This window comes from Shewanella sp. FJAT-52076 (assembly GCF_019457455.1).
Lineage (GTDB): Bacteria > Pseudomonadota > Gammaproteobacteria > Enterobacterales > Shewanellaceae > Shewanella > Shewanella zhangzhouensis.
Window position 1 is genome coordinate 1,746,218 of record NZ_CP080415.1, and the last position, 19,135, is coordinate 1,765,352.

Consider the following 19,135-nt stretch of genomic DNA (forward strand, 5'->3'; position numbering starts at 1 on the left):
GCTCCTTGTTGTTTGTTTTATTGAACGCGGTGTTGATTATTATCATTGCCAGAGGGGCTTGGCAATAGCCCCCGCGTGATGGCGCACGTTGGCACCAAGGCGTTGGCTTATTCTGAATGGGAGAACAACACTGACAGGAAACAAAAAAGGAGCCCGGAGGCTCCTTTTTAATCATCTAAAGCAGATGATTATTTGGCAGTGACACATGTCATCAACGCTTGTAGCTGATGTGTTGGTGGAAGCGGATAACCAGGTCCTGACGTTCGCCATCGAGATCTATGTCCCGGGCAAACTGGCGCAGTGCATCTTCCACTTCATTCATAAAGCGGCCAAACCCTGCATCTGTGTGATCTTCACTGCCGGCTGCAATCACAAAGTAGGCGGTTTCTACCAGGTTGTCCGGCTGCCAGTGAGCCAAAAACTGGGGCTCGCTGGCGTTGGGATCAAAGCCCAGCATCTGCACGCCTTTATTGGATTCCAGGCGATCAAACTTACTGTTTCTGACCAAGGGCAGCAGACCGTTGGCGACCATGGCAGCGCGTTTAAAGCCATGATCCAGTACGGCCTTCTGGAAGCTGTCCTGCAATTTGGCGTAGATATCGCCGTAGTTGCTGGGATGCTCACCACCCAGGCGCTGTTTGAGGCGGCGACCCAGCGGCAGAGTCACAGTGGCGTAGCTCAGCGCGCTCACATCCGCGGGCAGCTCGCACTTGCGGGCCTTGTAGCGCTGAGGGATCCCACGCAGCTTGTAACCGTAGGTTTTCTTGTTGCCCTTGGCGCGGGCGAACAAATCGTAGGTCAGGTGCTGGTGGTCGCGGATTTTAATGGGCTGCTCCAGAGCCAGCTGGGGCGCGAGCTCTTTGAGCAGCTCCTGTACCTGGGTGTGGAAGCTGGCGGAGTTGGCGCGCAGCTCGTCACCCACGGCCAGGAACAGGAAACGAATTTTGCGGGTGCGGTAATCGGCGCGGGCAAACAGGTTTTGTGCTTCGTGGTAGCGGGGGTTGTAGAAGAAAATGACCTGCTGATCAGTTTCCAGACAGTAGGCCTCGGTGTGAAATCGAACAACAGGCAGTTTATCGTTGGCGATAACATGAACGTTTCGCAAGTCATGGCGTTCGGCCAGTTCGAAGAACTGCTTTGCCAGCGCCTGATAGCAGCTCATGACATCAGGATATTGGTTCAGCAGGGCGTCCGTGAGTTTGATTTCTGCCGTAATGTACTGGTTAGTACGGGCGTCCGTGGGCAGATAGACTTTTTGCTGATGGTTAAAAGACATAGTCACTCCTTGGGTACAATAACCATTGACTGGTTTCTTTGCAGCGGATCCTACCGGGGAATTGCTGCAGAAATGTTGTTCCGGCACACACTTTCGTTCACTTTATTCCCGGTGCATGAGTTTTCGCTTAAAAAGCGGGTGCTCAAGCTCGGTTGTGAGCGGGATTTCGTTGCTGTTTGGCATATGTGTGAGCTGATTCTCACAAATCGATGCCAAACCCAATAATCAGCTGATAGTCGTTACTCTTGGGGACTGCGCCGTCGTTATCCGCCTTGGGTTTGTTGGTTCTGTCCCAGACAAGGGACACATCCAAATCAAAGATATCGGTTAAATCGATGGAAAAACCGGTGAGTGCATGGTGGGAATATCCCCCTGAGGCCTCGCTGCCATAGAGCATCTGGTAGCGGGCATTGAAGTCGATATCGTCGGTCAGCTCGTGCTCGAAGCGGGTATCCAATACCAGTGCCGCAGAGCTTTCATCTTCAGGCTCACCGGCACCCACTTCAACGAAGCGGGTATAGCTGTAGGCCGGACCGCCGCCTATGGTCCACTCAGTTTTGGATGTGTCGATAAGATCGTACCCCGCACCGGCACCCAGGGTCAGTTTGGTGTCGATATTGAGAAACGGGTCGCGGTAATACTCCACAAATACCGGGCGCAGGTAAAAACGCTTTGAGATAAACCAGTCGAAGTTACCGGCCAGCCTGTGGTTGTTTACTGTGTTTTCGCCTTCGCTTTTCGAATATTTGCCAATGTAGTCGCTGTTCAGGCGTGATTCGGTTGTGCGCCGCTTAATGGAAGCGCTGGCGCTGTAATCCACCTGACTGGTGTTACCCGAACGCAGGTTGGCTCCGAGGGATACTTTGGCCGACCAATAGTTTGCTTCCCGCTGTACGCCGGGAATGATGGTGAGGATTTGACTGCGGTCAAAGGGCTTACCATCCAGCCAGGCCGATTGATTGCGGATTTCGAGCTGACCGGTGAGTGTGCTTAAGTCCACCAGGCCCACCGACAGGGTACCGGCACTTTTCAGGGCCTTGATGTCTTCCCAATCGATAATCAGGGTGTCGAGTTTATCGCTTTCAAACTCCAGTCTGTCGTCGTAGAGGTGCTTGATTTCCCCTTTGAGCAATTCATTGGAAGACAAAAGCAGCCAATCGTATTGGCTGTCGACCGAAACCTCAAAGGGCGGAGGCGCCGCCTGAGCCAGCGGCGTTTGCAGCGTAAAAATTGTGGCAATGGCGAGCAGACAGGCCAAATTGGGATTGGCGATGGCCTTGGGCACACTGGCGGCCTGCGGGGCCGTGCTGATGCCGATTGGGGATGATTTCACTTTGATGCTCCTTGCAATGTCATCCGACCGGGATTGCGTCCTTCAACAATCACTCAATACTGTTACCTAACAGCTTATAGAGGAGCCGGGCACTCTCCTCAAGTCAATCCCTCATTTGGCTGTAAGTGCGCCGCTGAAATAGGGCAGCATAATCTTGGCTATCTTTGGCTGAGCCGCTTCGTTTGGATGTATGCCATCCCTTTGCATCAGCGCCGGGTCGACAATGATGTCTGTCATGAAAAATGGCATCAGGGTAACCCCTTCACGCCTCCCCAACTCTTGATAGACGTCGGCAAAGGCTTTGGCGTAGCGCCCACCGTAATTGGTGGGCACCATGACTTCGCTTAAGAGCACCCTGGCGCCGGACGCTATGCTCAGGTCAATGATTTTTGTAAGATTCTTTTTCAGCTCTGCGGGTGAAAAACCCCGCAGGCCGTCATTTCCCCCCAGCATCACAAACACCAGCTCGGGTTTGGCAGACTCAAGCAGGGCGGGCAATCGGCGCAGACCACCGGCGCTGGTTTCGCCGCTTACGGCGGCATTAATCAGGGTATGGGATGGCAATTCAGGGCGCATCAAATTGATCCAGCCTTGGTTTTCTTCCATACCGTAACTTGCACTCAGGCTGTCACCGAGGATTAATATAGTTTCGGCCTTCAGGGGGAACGCCAGGACAAGGCAGGCCAGCAAAGCGGCCACACCACGGGATTTACGGAAACAGGAAAATATGTCACACATGCATGCCATCAAAGTCGTCCACCTCAAGAAAAAGGTTCAAACCCAGGAAGGGGAGCTCACTATCCTGAAAGGCGTGGATATGGAAGTCAAGCCGGGAGAAAGTGTGGCCATTATCGGGCCATCCGGCTCGGGCAAGTCCACGCTGCTGGGGCTGCTGGCGGCCCTGGATACACCTTCGGAAGGAGAGATCTGGCTGGACGGCAGCGCCTTGTCCAAACTTGGTGAAGAAGCCAAAGCGGCCCTGCGAAAGAAAAAAATCAGCTTTATTTTCCAGTCGTTTATGTTGGTTGATACCTTAACTGCACTGGAAAACGTGATGCTGCCGGCCGAGCTTGCCGGGATGAAAGATGCCAAAGCCAAGGCCGAAGCCATGCTCGAGCGGGTAGGGCTTTCCCACCGGGTAAATCATTTGCCCAAACAGCTTTCCGGCGGCGAGCAGCAGCGGGTGGCCATTGCCCGCGCCTTTATTTGTGAACCCAAGGTCCTCTTTGCCGACGAACCCACCGGCAATCTCGATGGCGGCAATGCCCACAAGGTGGCAGATATGCTGTTTGCCCTCAACGCTGAGCTTGGTACTACTCTGGTGCTGGTAACCCACGACAATCAACTGGCGCTGCGCTGCCAGCGGCAGTTCACCATGACCGAAGGCGAGCTTGCCGAGACAACCGCAGGGCAGGAAGCTTCTGGACAGGAAGCAGCGGCACAGGGCGACACCAAAATGAAGGAGGCCGCATGCTGAAGTCTCTGGCATTGCGACTCTTCTGGCGCGAGCTCAGACAAGGGCAGTTGCTGCTTATCCTGTTTGCCATTTCCCTGGCCGTGCTGGCTGTTACAGGCCTCGCCCGGGTGAGTGAAAGGCTGCAGGTTGCCATCAGCGGCGAAGCGGCCAAATTTACCGCCGCCGACAGGATAGTGGACTCACCCCAACCCCTCAGTACAGAGCTGCTGAGCAGGATAGACGCTATCGGCCTTGAGCGTTCCGACAGCGTGTTATTCAACTCCATGGCCTGGTCGGGGGATGCCTTTCAATTGGTCACGGTGCGTGCCGTGGGCAACAGCTACCCGCTCAAAGGCGAAATTGAGCTGGCGGATGGTCCAACGCAGACGCTGCCCGAGGCCGGTACTCTCTGGTACGAAGGGCGACTGGCGGGCCTGATTGGCCAGTCAGAGTCACTGGAGCTGGGTGACAGGCAGTTTAAGCTAGCCAAAGAAATCAAACGTTTACCCGATGCAGGCTTTAATCCCTTCGCTTCGTCACCCGTGGTGTTGATGGGCTTGGATGATGTGGCCTCCACCGGCATTGTTGGCCCCGGCAGCCGGGTCACCTATTTGTATCAGTTCAGTGGTGACAGCGCGCGCTTGGCTGAACTGGATGAGCTGCTCAAGGCCGAACTCACCAGCTCTCAGCGCCTTCGGGATGTAAAGTCCGGTGATTCCCCCATCGCCAGCGCCGTTGCCCGCGCCGAACGCTTCCTGTTATTGGCAAGTTTGCTGGGCATTGCGCTTGCCTGCGCTGCCATAGGTATCGCCGCGCAGCGATACTGCCAGCGTCACTACGACGTGGTGGCCATGTTCAAAACCTTTGGCGCTTCAGCAAAGGAAATCCGCACCCTGTTTGCGCTGCATTTGTCTTTGGTGACTGCTTTTGGCGTATTGGTGGGTATTCTTGGGGGGCTTGGGCTGGATGCGGTGATAGCCCGCTTTTTGCCGCCGGAGCTGACGGCCTATGAGGCGCCGCTGCTCAGACCCGTGCTGCTTGGCGTACTGACAGGCAGCATCAGTGCGCTGATGTTTTCGGCCTATCCGCTGCTGCGCCTCCTCGCCATTCCGCCCCTTCGGGTGCTTCAGCGTGAACTCACCGGGCGAAGTGCCGGTGTCTGGCTGCATGCGGCGCTGAGCCTCAGTGCCATGGCGCTGCTGGGGTATGCCTATTCCCGCTCATGGCAGCTGACCGGCGCTGTGGTACTTGGGGCTTTGCTGCTGGGATTGATTTTGTTTGCGTTGGGGTTTGTGATGATCCGCCTTGGCCATGGCGCCGGGCTTAAAACCACCAATCCGCTGCAATTGGCGTTGGCGGGGCTGAGGCGCCGCGCGGCGCAAAATTCGGTGCAGTTGGTGGGCTTTTCCACCGCGTTGGTGTTGCTGCTGACCATATTTGCGTTGCGCCAGGACCTCCTGGAAGACTGGCAGCAGCAACTCCCTGAGGGGGCACCCAACTTCTTTTTGGTGAACATCAGCCCGGAAGATGAAGCGCCCATGGCCGATTTCCTGGCTGAAAATCATATCGAACGCACCGATATTTATCCGGTTATCCGTGGCAGGCTTTCGGCCATCAACGGTGAGGCGCTCATCAGTGAACGCCAGGCCGAAGAAGGTGCTTCCGGGCGGGTAGGGATTGGCCGCGAGCTCAACATGACCTGGCGGGACAGTCTGCCACCCAATAACCGGCTGATTGCAGGCGAGTTTGATAATGCCGCAGATGGGGTGTCGGTGGAGACCAAGGTTGCCGAGCGGCTGGGGCTGAAGCTTGGGGATCGTCTCAGTTTTGTTATCGATAACCAGACCCTGGATGTGCGGGTGACCAGCTTGCGGGAAGTACGCTGGGAGACCATGCAGCCCAATTTCTTTATGATTTTTTCAAAAGAAGCCCTGGCACCCTTTGCCTACACCTCGATGCTGAGTTTTCACCTCGAAGAGGCCAAGCGGCCCCTGGTCGTGTCGCTGATTAAGCAATTCCCCACCGTATCCGTGATAGACGTAGGCGCCATGGTGGCCCAGCTCAGAAGCATAGTGTCCCAGGTGTCGCTGGCACTCGGGGTTGTGCTGGCGCTGGTGATTGCATCCAGCAGCCTGGTGCTGTGGGCGCAGACCGAAGCAGGCATGTCGGTGCGAAGACGTGAGCTTGCGGTACTGCGCACCTTTGGCGCCGGTGGGCGCTTGTTGCGGCTGGCAACCACGCTTGAGTTTGCTGTGCTTGGCGCCGTGGCAGGGATTGTGGCCGTGGTAGTCACTGAAGCCGTGCTTTATCTGCTCAAAACCTGGGTGTTCGAGCTTGGCGTGAACTGGCATCTGCAGTGGTGGCTGCAGGCCCCGCTGCTGGGGGCCGCACTGGTTGCTGTGCTCGGTTACTGGCGCTGCAGAGAGCTGTTGTCCCAGAGCTGCCTGTCGCTGCTTCGCACCGAGACCTGAGCGTTAAAGCAGATCTTCCAGCGCCTGACGTAAATAGGGAAAACGAAAGCCGAACCCCGCCTCCATTGCCCTCTGTGGGAGCACGTACTGACCGGTGAGCACCATGATGGCGGCTTCCCCCAAAAGGGCATGGAGTGCAAAGGCGGGCGCCGGGAGCAGAGCCGGGCGGTGAAGCACTTCACCCAATGTTTGCGAAAAGACTCGGTTACTCACGGGATTCGGCGCAGTTGCGTTAAAGATGCCACTGCATTTGGGGTTATTTAGCAGGAAACGTATCAGGCCAATCATATCGGCCATATGGATCCAGCTCATACCCTGTTGACCGCTGCCGATGGGGCCACCCAAACCGAGTTTGAAGGGGGGCAACATCTTGGCCAGGGCGCCGCCGTGTTTTCCAAGCACAATACCGGTGCGCAAAATACACACCCGGGTGGTGTCACTTGCGGCATCCAGTGCCAGTTGCTCCCATTTTTCGCAGAGCATATGGGTAAATTCGCTGTGTGGACTTGAGGATTCGGTGAGCGTTTGGCTACCCTGGGCACCGTAATAGCCGATAGCCGAACCACTGATAAACACCGCTGGCGGCTCGCTGCTTTGCTGGACAAGGCCCGTGAGCAAGGCGGTCATGTCCCAGCGACTGTGGCAGAGCTGTTTTTTCTGGGCGTCGCTCCAGCGTTTGCCGACTATGGGCTCTCCGGCGAGGTTGATTACGGCATCGAAACCATTGAGGTTTTCCAGTTTATCGAGAGAGCGCAGGTAATGGTGCTGCTCGCCCAATAACTCAGCTGCGGCGCCGGTGTCCCGGGTGAGGATGGTGAGTTGGTGATCAGACAGGGCACTGACCAGTGCCCGACCAATAAAACCTGTGCCGCCTGTCAGTAATATGTTCATACGCTGCTCCGAAAAAACCGCTTCTTACAAGCATATACTCTGAAAAGGCATAATGAGATCAGGCGTCTTTGTGGTAACTGAGCTCCATGGAAACTGAATCGGCAAAACGCAGTGCGTGTGGCTTATCGACTTCCACCCGCGCGTCGATAACGCTTTCGTGCTCAGAGGCGATATCCAGTACCCGTGTGGTCAGGTGTTCAAGCAATGAAAAGCGGTTTTCTTCCACCAGGGAGATGATGCGTTTGGTGATGGTGCGATAGTTCAGTGCATCGTCCATGTTGTCGCTCATTTGAGCGCGTCCGGCGTGATAGGCGATGACCACATTGATGATAACGTCCTGTTTATTCTGGATCTCGTCCTCTTTGATACCTATATGGGTACGCAGGCGCAGATTTTTGATGCGAATCGTGGCGATCTCTGATTTCATAACCCTGTCCACTTGTCTGTCTTCAATGGAAATTGAGGGCAAGGTTAGCAAGTTTTGTTTGAAATAGAAGGATTTTATTTTGCCAAACCCCTTTGAACAGACCTCGGTAGCCTTCCGTGGTTTTGCCATCATGGCCTTCGTGGTGGTCATCCTGGCCGGCATTAAAGCGGCCAGTCCCATCGTGGTTCCTTTTGTGTTGTCGGCCTTTATTGCGGTGATCTGTAACCCGGTTATCAGTTGGATGATGCGTTTTCGGGTGCCCAAATGGCTCGCGGTGATGCTGCTGATGTTTTTTATTGTGATGTTGGGGCTTTGGCTCGCCACCCTGGTGGGCAGTTCCGTCAACGAGTTTTCCAAACAGTTGCCCCACTATCGGGATCAGCTGATCCAGCAATTCGGTTGGATATTGGAAAAGCTGCAGACATTAAATATCCGCATTTCCAAAGAGCAGGTGCTGGCTTATTTTGACCCGGGCATGGCTCTGTCGATGACGACCAACATGCTGTCGGGGGTGGGGAACGTGATGGCGAACCTGTTCCTGATTATCCTCACCATTGTCTTTATGTTGTTCGAAGCCCAGTCCCTGCCGAAAAAAGTGCACCTGGCGCTGGATGACCCGGAGATGCGCTTGCAGCAAATCGATAAGTTTCTGCACTCGGTTAACCAATATATGGTGATTAAGACGCTGGTGAGCCTGGCTACCGGTGTCGTGGTGGGGATTGGCCTGGCGGCCATTGGCGTTGACTATGCACTGCTTTGGGCGGTGATTGCCTTTTTGTTTAACTATATCCCCAATATAGGCTCGATTATCGCTGCCATTCCCGCTATTCTGCTGGCCTTTATTCAGCTTGGTCCCGCCGCTGCCGGGGGCACAGCGCTGCTCTACCTTGGCACCAACATGGTGATGGGCAACGTGATAGAGCCCAAATTCATGGGGCGCGGACTGGGGTTGTCGACCCTGGTGGTGTTCCTCAGCTTGATATTCTGGGGATGGCTCCTTGGCTCTGTGGGCATGCTCCTGTCGGTGCCCCTGACCATGATTGTAAAAATTGCCCTGGAGCGAAGCAGCAGTGGCCGCTGGCTGGCGATATTGCTCGCCGATGATGTGGACTCAGAGCTCAAACCGGCCAATGACGCACCTGTCGACAAGGGCTGAACGCCAAACCTATTTCAGTAATGGGCGGCCTGGCCGCCCATTGTATTTTCAGAAGCCTATTTTTTTAGAGGAACCGGGTTTTCATGCAGGCTTTTATCGACTTTTTAGCGACGGCCGAATTACCGGATGACTGCCGACGTATGTTTCACGGCCGAGGTGGCCGTTATCCCGGCGCTGAGCACCTGTGCCTTGACTGGTATGCACCGGCGTTGCTGTTGACCTCGTTTTGTGAACTCAGCGCAGATGAGCTGGCGACGGCAAAAGCTGCCTTGGAGACGTTTTGGCAGCGGGTGGGAGAAGCCGCTCCCCTGGCACTGGTGTATCAGTATCGCAGTGGTGCCGGTACCCGCACAGAATGCCTCTGCGGTGAATTGCCGAACGATCACGTGATAGAAGAGCAGGGACTTAAATTTCGGGTGCACTTGATGCGTGGCCAGAATCACGGGCTATTTCTCGATATGCGCGAAGGTCGCCGCTTTGTACATGAGCATGCCAGGGGAAAGAAGGTCCTTAATCTTTTCAGCTACACCTGCGCCTTTTCGGTGGCAGCCCTTGCCGGCGGCGCAACCGAGGTGGTGAATATCGACATGGCAAAGGGCGCGCTTTCCATTGGCAAACAAAACCATGAACTCAATGGCCTGGTGGGGGGCGCACGCTTTCTGGGTCACGATATTTTCAGTAGCTGGGGCAAACTGACCCGCTACGGTCCCTACGACCTGGTGATTGCCGATCCTCCCAGCAATCAGAAGGGCAGTTTTATCGCCACCAAAGATTACGTGCGTTTATTGCGACGCTTACCTGAGCTGGTAAAAGAAGGTGGCGAGCTGTTGTTGTGCCTTAATGCCCCTGAGCTGGGGAGTGATTTTTTGATGGCGCAGGTCGCAGAGACGGCACCATCTCTGGCGTTTGTAACACGTATCGCCAATCCAGCCGTGTATGCCGACGTGGATGAGGAGAAGTCCTTGAAGGTGCTGCACTATCAAAAGCGCACATCCGACATTGAAGCCTGATGCTGGCTATTGAAACCTGCTATTGATACCCGATGTTTGCAGGGCGAGGCTATCAGTGTGGGTGGTTTTGTGTGGTTACAGCAGTCGAATCAGTAGCAAACAAAAGGGCCATGATTGGCCCTTTTGACTGTTGAGTCAGTAAGTTAAACGTTCCGGGATCAGAGATTGTCCGTTATTTTCGAGCCAGGATGCGACGCGCATTGGGTCGTTCAAACTGTGCATCTCATTACATAACCTGTCTTGTACATCCAGCGGGATATGCATGTTTTCCATAAACATCCTCATCCCCAACATGTCCCCACGTCCTATAAGGGCCGCAAGCCTACCGGCTTGAAAGTCTATCAGCGCATTCATATGACAGCCTCCAACAGTTGACTTTTAACTAATAGCACCGCAGTAGGCTCAGCGCCTAGACTGTTTCGTTGTAAAAATCAATCCCTACCAAATAAATTCAGCTGTTGTTGGCAAGGAGGATAAGAGCGCTTAAATACCCGTAATTCTGAAAGACTTTCATGCAAGGCTACTGATTGGTGACTTTTTGAGCGCTTTTTTGTGGCATCTAGCCAAAAAATGGAAACAAAAGTGAAAGTAAACTGTAATTTTTGGTTTTGAGTTGGTATACTGCGCCCCGTAATCGAGCCACTCGCGATACCCTTGGACAAGATGCCTTCAACCGTAAGGAACGTCATCGGGATGTGCACAGAGTTGGCGCTGTCAGCCCTCAGACAAGGATTACACCGAGTTCATGTCTGCGAAGAATAGACAGAACCTCAGTACCCGACCCAAACCAAAGCTGGAGTCCGTTATGGAAATTCATGAGTACGAAAACGCGTATTATCAGGTGCAGGATGAAGTGATTGAGTCTTTGCCTCTGGAAAAGGACGAAGAAGCGTTTTTGGATTGAGAATCCTCCATGTCCCGGGACATGCAGACCTAAAAAAATAATAATCAGCAAAAAGGCCACCCTCGGGTGGCCTTTTTCATGGTCGGTGGCGTATCAGCCATTCGCGGCGCGTTTTTCGGTCATTATCTCAACAATTACCCAGTTTTTTCCGCGCTTGTTCAGTCTTACCGTTCTGTCATCCAGCCAGGGCTGGCCGCCTTTAAGACCCTTGAGCTTCACCTTTACGGTGACGTCGTCGGTGAATTTGCGAAAGAAGTCGATATCGATTTCTTCGATTTCCAACTCCACATCCGTCATTGACAGATTCAACATGTGCCGCTGCACAGAGGCGGCAATATGGTAGTGACCGAGCACTTCTTGCATGGGGGCATCCACAAAGCGTTTGGCCTCTGCCACATCACGGTTGACATAGATGGCACTGAAAAAGCCGAGGCTAACCTGCTCGGGCGTCAGGTTTGGGCTTGTGGCGCTTTCAACGGACTCGTTGCAACCTGCAAGCATGAAAAACACTATCAACAAAAATGCGCGCATGGGTACCTGCTGACTGATGATTAACACCCTAAGTATCAGAAATTTCAGCTTTCAGTACAAGGGATGGATTTGATCTCTTGCGATCTGCAACGAAAACTGTCATATCTGTAAAGCTGTGCTTGGCATCTTATCCACAGAATCTGTGGACAAGTATGTTGAAGAATGAGGATATTTATCTTAAGTGGTTGCTACCGCAGTATTTTGACGGTTGGCTAAAAAATTGTCGCTTGTTTGTTCGACGTTTTTTGGTCGACTTTTCTACGCCTTCATTTCCCGATTTCCCACGCCGAAGATCCCTTACCTGATCCCTTTAACGTTGGTGGATCGTAAAAGCCGTCAATGAGCGAGCCATAAAAAACGCCGTCAGTTGACGGCGTTTTCATTATGGGTTGCAGGCTTACTGCTGCGTCGCCTGAATGGCTGTCAGGGCGATGGTGTAGACGATGTCGTCTACCAAGGCGCCGCGGGACAGGTCGTTCACAGGCTTTCTCATGCCCTGCAGCATAGGGCCAATGCTGATAAGCTCAGCGCTTCGCTGTACGGCCTTGTATGTGGTGTTGCCCGTATTGAGGTCGGGGAACACAAACACGGTAGCCTTACCGGCAACAGGACTGTCGGGTGCTTTGGAGCGTGCCACGTTTGGCATCACGGCAGCGTCATACTGCAGCGGGCCATCGATAACCAGATCGGGGCGTTTCTCTTTGGCAATGCGGGTGGCTTCGCGAACCTTGTCCACATCGGAGCCAGTGCCCGAGTTACCGGTGGAGTAGCTTATCATGGCGACGCGGGGCTCGATGCCGAAGGCCTTGGCAGACTCAGCGGACTGAATGGCGATATCGGCCAGCTGTTCGGCGTTCGGATCCGGGTTAATGGCGCAGTCACCGTATACCAGTACCTGATCCGGCATCAGCATAAAGAAGATTGACGATACCAGGCTTGAGCCCGGGGCAGTTTTAATCAGCTGCAGCGGTGGACGAATGGTATTGGCTGTGGTGTTTACCGCACCTGACACTATGCCGTCCACTTCATCTTCGGCCAGCATCATGGTGGCCAGTACCATGTTGTCTTCCAGTTGCTCACGGGCGACCACTTCGGTAAGCCCCTTGTGGCGGCGCAGGTTCAGCATAGGCTCGACATACTGCTCGCGAATATCTTCAGGGTCGAGGATCTCAACGCCTTCACCCAGCACCACATCCTGTGCTGCGGCAATACGTAAAATATCGTCTTTCTTACCCAGCAGTACACAGCGGGCGATACCGCGCTCGGCGCAGATGCTGGCGGCCTTGATGGTGCGCGGCTCGTCGCCTTCCGGCAGTACAATGCACTTTTTGGCGGCGCGGGCCAGTTCAGTCAGCTTGTAGCGGAAGGCCGGTGGAGACAGGCGGTGTTCGCGTGGCGAGTTTTCGGTCACGCTTTCAATCCAGCTCTGGTCGATGTGGCTTGCCACATATTCCTGTACCAGCTCAATTCGTACTGCATCGTCCACGGGTACTTCGTGGTTAAAGCGCTGAATATTGAGCGAGGTTTGCCAGGTGTTGGTGTCTATCATAAACACCGGCAGGCCGGTCTCGAATGCCTGTTCACACAGCTTCAGTACTTCCGGCTCAGGCTCGTAGGAGCCGGTCAGCAGCAGGGCACCAATCTTCACGCCGTTCATGGCTGCAAGGCAGGCAGCCACAATCACATCTGAGCGATCGCCTGAAGTCACCAGCAGCGAGTCGGTACGGAAGTGACTCAGCATGTTGGGAATGGAGCGGGCACAGAAGGTCACTTTACGCAGGCGACGGGTGTTCATTTCACCGGCGTTCAGGATGCGGGCATGCAAGTGCTTGGCAAGGTCCGATGCGCGGGGTGAAACCAGATCCAGGTTGTAAGGCACGCTGCCGAGAATACGCAGCTTGCTCTTGCCGGGCAGCTGGAACATGGCCGTGGCATCACCTTTCTGGATGTCCTGATGGTCGAACACTTCCGACAGATCAGGGCGGGTGCGGCCTTCATCGTCCACCGGTGCCCCAATCTTGTTGATCACAGCGCCAATCAGACGTTTGTTTTTGGCGCCGCCCCAGCTGTTGTAGGCGATTTCCAAACGGTTCATCAGCGCGTTCGGGGTGTCGTTACCCGGGGTGGCGATGAAAATCACGTCTGCATCCAACGCCTTGGCGATGGCGTAGTTCACGTCATCGGAGAACGAATGGCTGCGGGTTGGCACCAAACCTTCGATGATAAGAGTCTCGGTGTTGGCAGCAATTTCGCTGGCGCGGGCAATGATTTGCTCCATCAGCACATCGGTCTGGTCGGTACGGATAAGCGACTCGGCGTGCTGCATGTCGAAGGGCTCAAGCGGGTTCACCGTGGGCGACTTGGACAGAATAGTGGTTGAGCGCTCCGGGCCTGAGTCGGCAGGGCGCTGCTGGCTGATGGGCTTAAAGAACTGCACCTTCACGCCGTGGCGTTCCAGTGCGCGCACCATACCCAGGCTCAGAGAGGTGAGGCCAACGCCTGTGCCTATGGGAACCAACATGATGTTGCGGGACATAAAGTACCTCTTGTGGTGTTGCTTTGATGGTCGGGCCATCAGATGCTTTTAATGCAAAACCGCCCGCGGGTGTCCGCGGGGCGGCAGGCGCCTTATTTGTTAACCAGGCGCAGCGAGTCTTCGGCAATGACCCACTCTTCGTTGGTGGGGATCACCATGGCAATGGGGCTGCCATCTTTGGTAATCACGCCCTGGTTGCCGAACCGGGCGGCTTTGTTGCGCTCGCTGTCGACTTCAAACTTAAAGATTTCAAGCAGGTTCAGTACTTTCTCGCGAATAAGGTCTGAGTTTTCGCCGATGCCGCCGGTGAATACGACAGCATCCAAACGGCCAAGTGGCACCGTGTAGGAGGCGATGTACTTGGCGAGGCGATAGCAGAAAATTTCCAGCGCCAGGGTCGCACCCTTGTGGCCTTCGGCGTAGCCTTCTTCGATACCACGGCAATCGTTGGTAAGCTCAGAAATACCGAGCAAACCACTTTGCTTGTTCATCAGGTTGTTCACTTCATCCAGGGTGTAACCCAGCTGATGCACCAGGTGGTAGATGATGGAGGGGTCGAGATCGCCACAGCGCGTCCCCATTACCAGGCCTTCCAGCGGAGTCAGACCCATGGAGGTGTCTACACTCTTGCCACCTTTCACGGCGGTTACAGAGGCGCCGTTACCCAAGTGGGCACAAATTACATTGGTGTCGCTCACGTCTTTGCCAAGGGCCTTGGCAGCCTCACGGCTGACAAACAGGTGGCTGGTGCCGTGCATGCCGTAGCGGCGGATGCCGTGCTCACGATAGAGCTTATAGGGCAGGGCGTAGATATAGGCACGGTCTGGCATACTCTGATGGAAAGCGGTATCGAACACGGCCACCTGAGGCAGCGCCGGGAACGAGGCCTGAGCGGCACGAATACCGATAAGGTGCGCCGGGTTATGCAGTGGCGCCAGCGAGGCACAGTCTTCAATGCCCTTGAGTACCGCATCATCGATAATGACGGAGTGGGTAAACTTTTCGCCGCCGTGCACGATACGGTGACCAATGGCGATGAGTTGGCCTTTCAGTTCAGGCTCATTCACCAGAATTTTGTTGACTATGTATTCCACCGCTTCGCGGTGAGCGCTGAAGGCGCCCAAACTGGCATCGTGTTTCTCGCCACGTAATTTCCATTTGATACGGGCATTTTCCAGACCGAAGCACTCGGCGAGACCTGAAATTTTTTCGTCGCCATTGGTGGCGTCCAGAATGGCAAACTTCAGTGAAGAGCTGCCACAGTTGAGTACCAGAACCAAAGTATTGGACATGATAAAACCTTCTTGCGTCATGAAATAGTTGGCCGGGTCTTGTTCCGGCGACTTTGCCTGGCGGGCAGGCCATTAAAACTTGTCATCTGCTTCCCTGAGCCACGCTTGGGAAGCCGACTGCCTTTGTGCTAAGGTTAAAGCAGTCTGTGTTGTCGATAGGTTCCCGGGTTGATGAAATTGCAGCTGTTTTCCACCCTGCGAGATGGCCATCGTTATATGAAGGCCTGGCCGATGGCGAAACCTCTGGGGTATTTTTTCCCGGAATATCGCGTCGTTAAGGCAACGTCCCTCGCCATACGTTTTATGCCGCCTTTCGCACTCTTGGCGGCAGCCAGCCAAATTTATCTCCATGGCTGGGCATTTTTGCCTCAGGCGATTGCCATTGGCCTGTTTTTCTTCAGTCTGCCACTCCAGGGCATGCTGTGGCTTGGGCAGCGTGCCCGTCATCCGTTGCCATTGTCTCTGTTAAGCTTTGGCAACCAAGTGCAGGAACGACTTCAAGCCATAGGCGTGGCTTACATTCCCCTTGGCGCCAAGGCCTGCTACCTCGATATGGCCAATCTCTTGAAGATAGCCTTCGACCGACTCGATGCAAGTTACTGGGACGAGCTTTGAGCCTCTTCAAGGCTCAACGAGTACCTCGGTAACTGCGAGTATTCCGCTGTAACCGTCTTAATAAGTCGCGGTCAGTCCGCGGCGGGTAAACACGGCCTTGATGGCTTCCATGGTATCGGCGGTGGGCGGATGAACACCCTTGAGCGGATACTCCTCACCCATGGCCTCCCACTTGTGCTTGCCCAGCTCGTGGTAGGGCAGCAGTTCCACCTTTTCCACATTGCCCATGGGCGCGATAAAATCGGCCAGTTTTTCAGCACTTTCTACATCTTCGGTGAACCCGGCGACGACCACGTAACGGATCCAGGTTTTCTGGCCGCGTTTGGCGAGGTATTCGGCAAACTGCAGGGTGCGATGATTACTGACCTTGGTTAAATCCTGATGTTTGGCATCATCTATGTGTTTGATATCCAAGAGCACCAGATCGGTGTTGTCCAAGAGTACATCAATGGCGGGCGTGTACTTGCGCACGAAACCATTGGTATCCAGACAGGTATGAATGCCCTCGGCGCGGCAGGCCTTGAAGAGCTCGGCCACAAACCCGGCCTGCAGTATGGCCTCACCGCCACTGGCTGTGACACCGCCACCACTGGCATCCAAAAAAGGTCGATAGCTGAGGATTTGACTCATCAGCTCATCGACCTGCATTTCCTTGCCACCATCCAAATCCCAGGTATCACGGTTATGGCAGTATTGGCAGCGCATCAGACAACCCTGCATAAAGGTGATAAACCTGATGCCGGGACCGTCCACTGTGCCGAAGGATTCCACTGAATGAACCCTGCCTGTGACTGTCATTGAAACTCCTGGGATTGGCTGAAACTGAGGACAATTGTGGCGAGCCACAATTGTCCTTTAGCGACCGGTGAATTACCAGCGCCTGAATTACAAACCTTGAGTAAAGGTGCGGGTGATCACATCCTGCTGCTGCTCTGGTGTCAGTGAGTTAAAGCGCACTGCATAACCAGACACACGGATGGTGAGCTGTGGATACTTGTCAGGGTTTGCAATGGCATCCTCAAGCATTTCACGGTTCATCACGTTCACGTTCAGGTGCTGGCCACCTTCGCGGCTTTCACTGTGGCGGAAATAACCGTCCATCAGGGCTGCCAGGTTGCGTTCACGGGCCTTTTCATCCTTACCCAGGGCATTGGGTACGATAGAGAAGGTATAAGAAATACCATCCTGTGCGTGGGCAAAGGGCAGCTTGGCCACTGAAGTGAGTGAGGCGATGGCGCCTTTCTCATCACGGCCGTGCATTGGGTTGGCACCCGGGGCAAAAGGTGCACCGGCGCGGCGGCCATCGGGGGTGTTACCTGTCTTCTTGCCGTACACCACGTTGGAGGTGATGGTCAGGATAGACTGGGTTGGGATGGCGTTGCGGTACATCTTCTTGTTGCGAATTTTGGCCATAAAGCCTTCAACCAGCATACAGGCGATATCATCCACGCGGGCATCGTTGTTACCGAACTTGGGATAGTCACCCTCAATTTCGAAGTCAACGGCGATGCCTTGCTCGTCACGTACCGGCTTCACCTTGGCGTACTTGATGGCAGACAGGGAGTCGGCAGCAATCGACAGACCGGCGATACCACAGGCCATGGTACGGCGCACGTCGCGGTCGTGCAGTGCCATAAGCGCGGCTTCGTATGAATACTTGTCGTGCATAAAGTGAATGGCGTTGAGCGCGGAGACATACTGGGTCGCCAGCCATTCCATCAGGTTGTCCAGACGACTCATTACATCGTCATAGTCCAGATATTCGCTGGTGATAGGCTCAGATTTAGGACCTATCTGCACTTTCAGCTTTTCGTCCACACCGCCGTTGATGGCATACAGCATGGTCTTGGCGAGGTTGGCACGGGCACCGAAGAACTGCATGTGCTTACCCACCACCATGGGGCTCACGCAGCAGGCGATGGCATAGTCGTCAGACTCGAAGTCCGGACGCATAAGGTCATCGTTTTCGTACTGGATGGAGCTGGTGTCGATGGACACCTTGGCACAGAAAGTTTTGAAGTTTTCTGGCAGCTTTTCAGACCAGAGCACAGTGATGTTTGGCTCAGGGCTTGGGCCCATGTTGTACAGGGTGTGCAGGAAGCGGAAGCTGGACTTGGTGACCAGAGTACGGCCATCGAGACCCATGCCGCCGATTGATTCAGTGGCCCAGATTGGGTCGCCGGAGAACAGCTCATCGTACTCAGGGGTACGCAGGAAGCGCACCATACGCAGCTTCATCACGAAGTGGTCAATCATCTCCTGCGCCTGCTCTTCGGTCAGAGTACCGTTTTTCAGATCGCGCTCAATGTAGATGTCGATAAAGCTGGAAGTACGGCCAAGTGACATGGCGGCACCGTTTTGGCTCTTCACCGCGGCGAGGTAGCCGAAGTAGGTCCACTGGATGGCTTCCTGGGCGTTTTTGGCAGGGCCAGAGATGTCGTAGCCGTATTTGGCGGCCATTTCCTTCATCTGAGCCAGGGCGCGGTGCTGCTCGGCGATTTCTTCGCGCAGCTGCATGGTGGCCTGCAGATCTTCACCTTCTTCAAAACGGGATTGCAGCGAAGTGAATTGCTTCAGTTTGTCGGCCATCAGGTAATCGATACCGTACAGGGCCACGCGGCGGTAGTCACCGATGATACGGCCACGGCCATAGGCATCGGGCAGGCCGGTCAGTACGCCGGATTTACGGCAGGCAAGGATTTCCGGGGTATAGATGTCGAATACGCCCTGGTTGTGGGTCTTGCGCAGCTCAGAATAGACATACTTGATGTCGGCATTCAGTTCACGGTTGTAGGCGGCGCAGGAGCTTTCCACCATACGGATACCGCCGTTTGGCAGCATGGCGCGCTTGAGTGGCGCATCGGTTTGCAGACCAACAATGGTTTCCAGCGCTTTTTCGATATAACCGGCATCGTGGGAGGTGATGGTAGATACCTTGTCGGTATCAAAATCCAGCGGCGCGTGGGTGCGGTTCTCTTCCTTGATACCTTCCATTACCTTGGCCCACAGGGCGTTGGTAGCGGCGGTGGGACCGGCCAGGAAGCTGTCGTCACCTTCATAGGGGGTGTAGTTGGTCTGAATAAAGTCACGTACATTGACATCGGACTTCCAATCACCGGGAACGAATCCTTCCCACGCGGTTTGGAACAGCTCAGTTTTATCGGTCATCGTACTTCACCTTCTATTTGAGAAAAGGGTTGGGGATGTTTCCCCTTGTGAGTCTTGTTACATCCCGGC

General features: G+C 54.6%; 15 protein-coding genes. 5 read left to right on the forward strand and 10 right to left on the reverse strand.

Features of this window, described 5'->3' with window-relative positions:
* Window positions 1–211: 211 nt before the first annotated feature.
* From K0H79_RS07565 to K0H79_RS07575, 3 genes are all read right to left on the reverse strand, one after another.
* Complete coding sequence (locus K0H79_RS07565) at window positions 212–1,276, reverse strand: DUF3083 family protein (RefSeq protein ID WP_220067471.1); 1,065 nt, start codon at window positions 1,274–1,276, stop codon at window positions 212–214.
* Window positions 1,277–1,475: 199 nt separating this feature from the next.
* The gene (locus K0H79_RS07570) at window positions 1,476–2,609 is read right to left on the reverse strand and encodes a DUF481 domain-containing protein (RefSeq protein ID WP_220077845.1); all 1,134 of its coding nucleotides are present in this window, start codon (window positions 2,607–2,609) and stop codon (window positions 1,476–1,478) included.
* Between the two features lie 111 nt (window positions 2,610–2,720).
* Window positions 2,721–3,347: an arylesterase gene (locus tag K0H79_RS07575; RefSeq protein WP_258405492.1), complete on the reverse strand. Its 627-nt coding sequence runs from the start codon at window positions 3,345–3,347 to the stop codon at window positions 2,721–2,723.
* Here K0H79_RS07575 and K0H79_RS07580 point away from each other — a divergent pair.
* Window positions 3,337–4,086: an ABC transporter ATP-binding protein gene (locus K0H79_RS07580; protein ID WP_220077846.1), complete on the forward strand. Its 750-nt coding sequence runs from the start codon at window positions 3,337–3,339 to the stop codon at window positions 4,084–4,086. The genes K0H79_RS07575 and K0H79_RS07580 overlap by 11 nt on opposite strands.
* The gene (locus K0H79_RS07585; RefSeq protein ID WP_220077847.1) at window positions 4,080–6,536 is read left to right on the forward strand and encodes an ABC transporter permease; all 2,457 of its coding nucleotides are present in this window, start codon (window positions 4,080–4,082) and stop codon (window positions 6,534–6,536) included. The genes K0H79_RS07580 and K0H79_RS07585 overlap by 7 nt, the downstream gene beginning before the upstream one ends.
* Window positions 6,537–6,539: 3 nt before the next feature.
* Here the strand turns inward: K0H79_RS07585 and K0H79_RS07590 are convergent, their stop codons facing one another.
* Entirely contained in the window at window positions 6,540–7,427 is an 888-nt protein-coding gene (locus tag K0H79_RS07590; RefSeq protein ID WP_220077848.1) for a TIGR01777 family oxidoreductase, read from the reverse strand.
* Window positions 7,428–7,485: 58 nt separating this feature from the next.
* Window positions 7,486–7,854, reverse strand: coding sequence for a dihydroneopterin triphosphate 2'-epimerase (gene folX, locus K0H79_RS07595; RefSeq protein ID WP_220067476.1), 369 nt, complete (start codon window positions 7,852–7,854; stop codon window positions 7,486–7,488).
* Between the two features lie 130 nt (window positions 7,855–7,984).
* Here folX and K0H79_RS07600 point away from each other — a divergent pair, with 130 nt between their 5' ends.
* Together K0H79_RS07600 and K0H79_RS07605 are read left to right on the forward strand one after the other, a co-directional pair.
* Entirely contained in the window at window positions 7,985–9,010 is a 1,026-nt protein-coding gene (locus tag K0H79_RS07600) for an AI-2E family transporter (protein ID WP_220067851.1), read from the forward strand.
* An 83-nt stretch (window positions 9,011–9,093) separates the two neighbouring features.
* The gene (locus K0H79_RS07605; protein ID WP_220077849.1) at window positions 9,094–10,020 is read left to right on the forward strand and encodes a class I SAM-dependent methyltransferase; all 927 of its coding nucleotides are present in this window, start codon (window positions 9,094–9,096) and stop codon (window positions 10,018–10,020) included.
* Between the two features lie 997 nt (window positions 10,021–11,017).
* Here K0H79_RS07605 and K0H79_RS07610 read toward each other — a convergent pair.
* The 3 genes from K0H79_RS07610 to ackA all read right to left on the reverse strand — a co-directional run bounded on the left by K0H79_RS07610 (window position 11,018) and on the right by ackA (window position 15,283).
* Window positions 11,018–11,455, reverse strand: coding sequence for a hypothetical protein (locus K0H79_RS07610; RefSeq protein ID WP_220067478.1), 438 nt, complete (start codon window positions 11,453–11,455; stop codon window positions 11,018–11,020).
* Window positions 11,456–11,852: 397 nt separating this feature from the next.
* Window positions 11,853–13,991 carry a phosphate acetyltransferase gene (gene pta, locus K0H79_RS07615; RefSeq protein ID WP_011759609.1) on the reverse strand — a complete coding sequence of 713 codons (2,139 nt, stop codon included), beginning with the start codon at window positions 13,989–13,991 and terminating at the stop codon, window positions 11,853–11,855.
* Between the two features lie 92 nt (window positions 13,992–14,083).
* Window positions 14,084–15,283 carry an acetate kinase gene (ackA, locus tag K0H79_RS07620; protein WP_220067479.1) on the reverse strand — a complete coding sequence of 400 codons (1,200 nt, stop codon included), beginning with the start codon at window positions 15,281–15,283 and terminating at the stop codon, window positions 14,084–14,086.
* Window positions 15,284–15,454: 171 nt separating this feature from the next.
* Between ackA and yfbV the strand changes: the two genes are divergently transcribed.
* Window positions 15,455–15,898, forward strand: a complete 444-nt coding sequence (gene yfbV, locus K0H79_RS07625) for a terminus macrodomain insulation protein YfbV (protein ID WP_220077850.1) — start codon at window positions 15,455–15,457, stop codon at window positions 15,896–15,898.
* 57 nt (window positions 15,899–15,955) lie between these two features.
* Here the strand turns inward: yfbV and pflA are convergent, their stop codons facing one another.
* Complete coding sequence (pflA, locus tag K0H79_RS07630) at window positions 15,956–16,696, reverse strand: pyruvate formate lyase 1-activating protein (RefSeq protein ID WP_220067481.1); 741 nt, start codon at window positions 16,694–16,696, stop codon at window positions 15,956–15,958.
* An 87-nt stretch (window positions 16,697–16,783) separates the two neighbouring features.
* On the reverse strand, window positions 16,784–19,066 hold the full coding sequence (gene pflB, locus K0H79_RS07635) for a formate C-acetyltransferase (protein ID WP_220077851.1): 2,283 nt from the start codon (window positions 19,064–19,066) through the stop codon (window positions 16,784–16,786).
* Window positions 19,067–19,135: the final 69 nt, after the last annotated feature.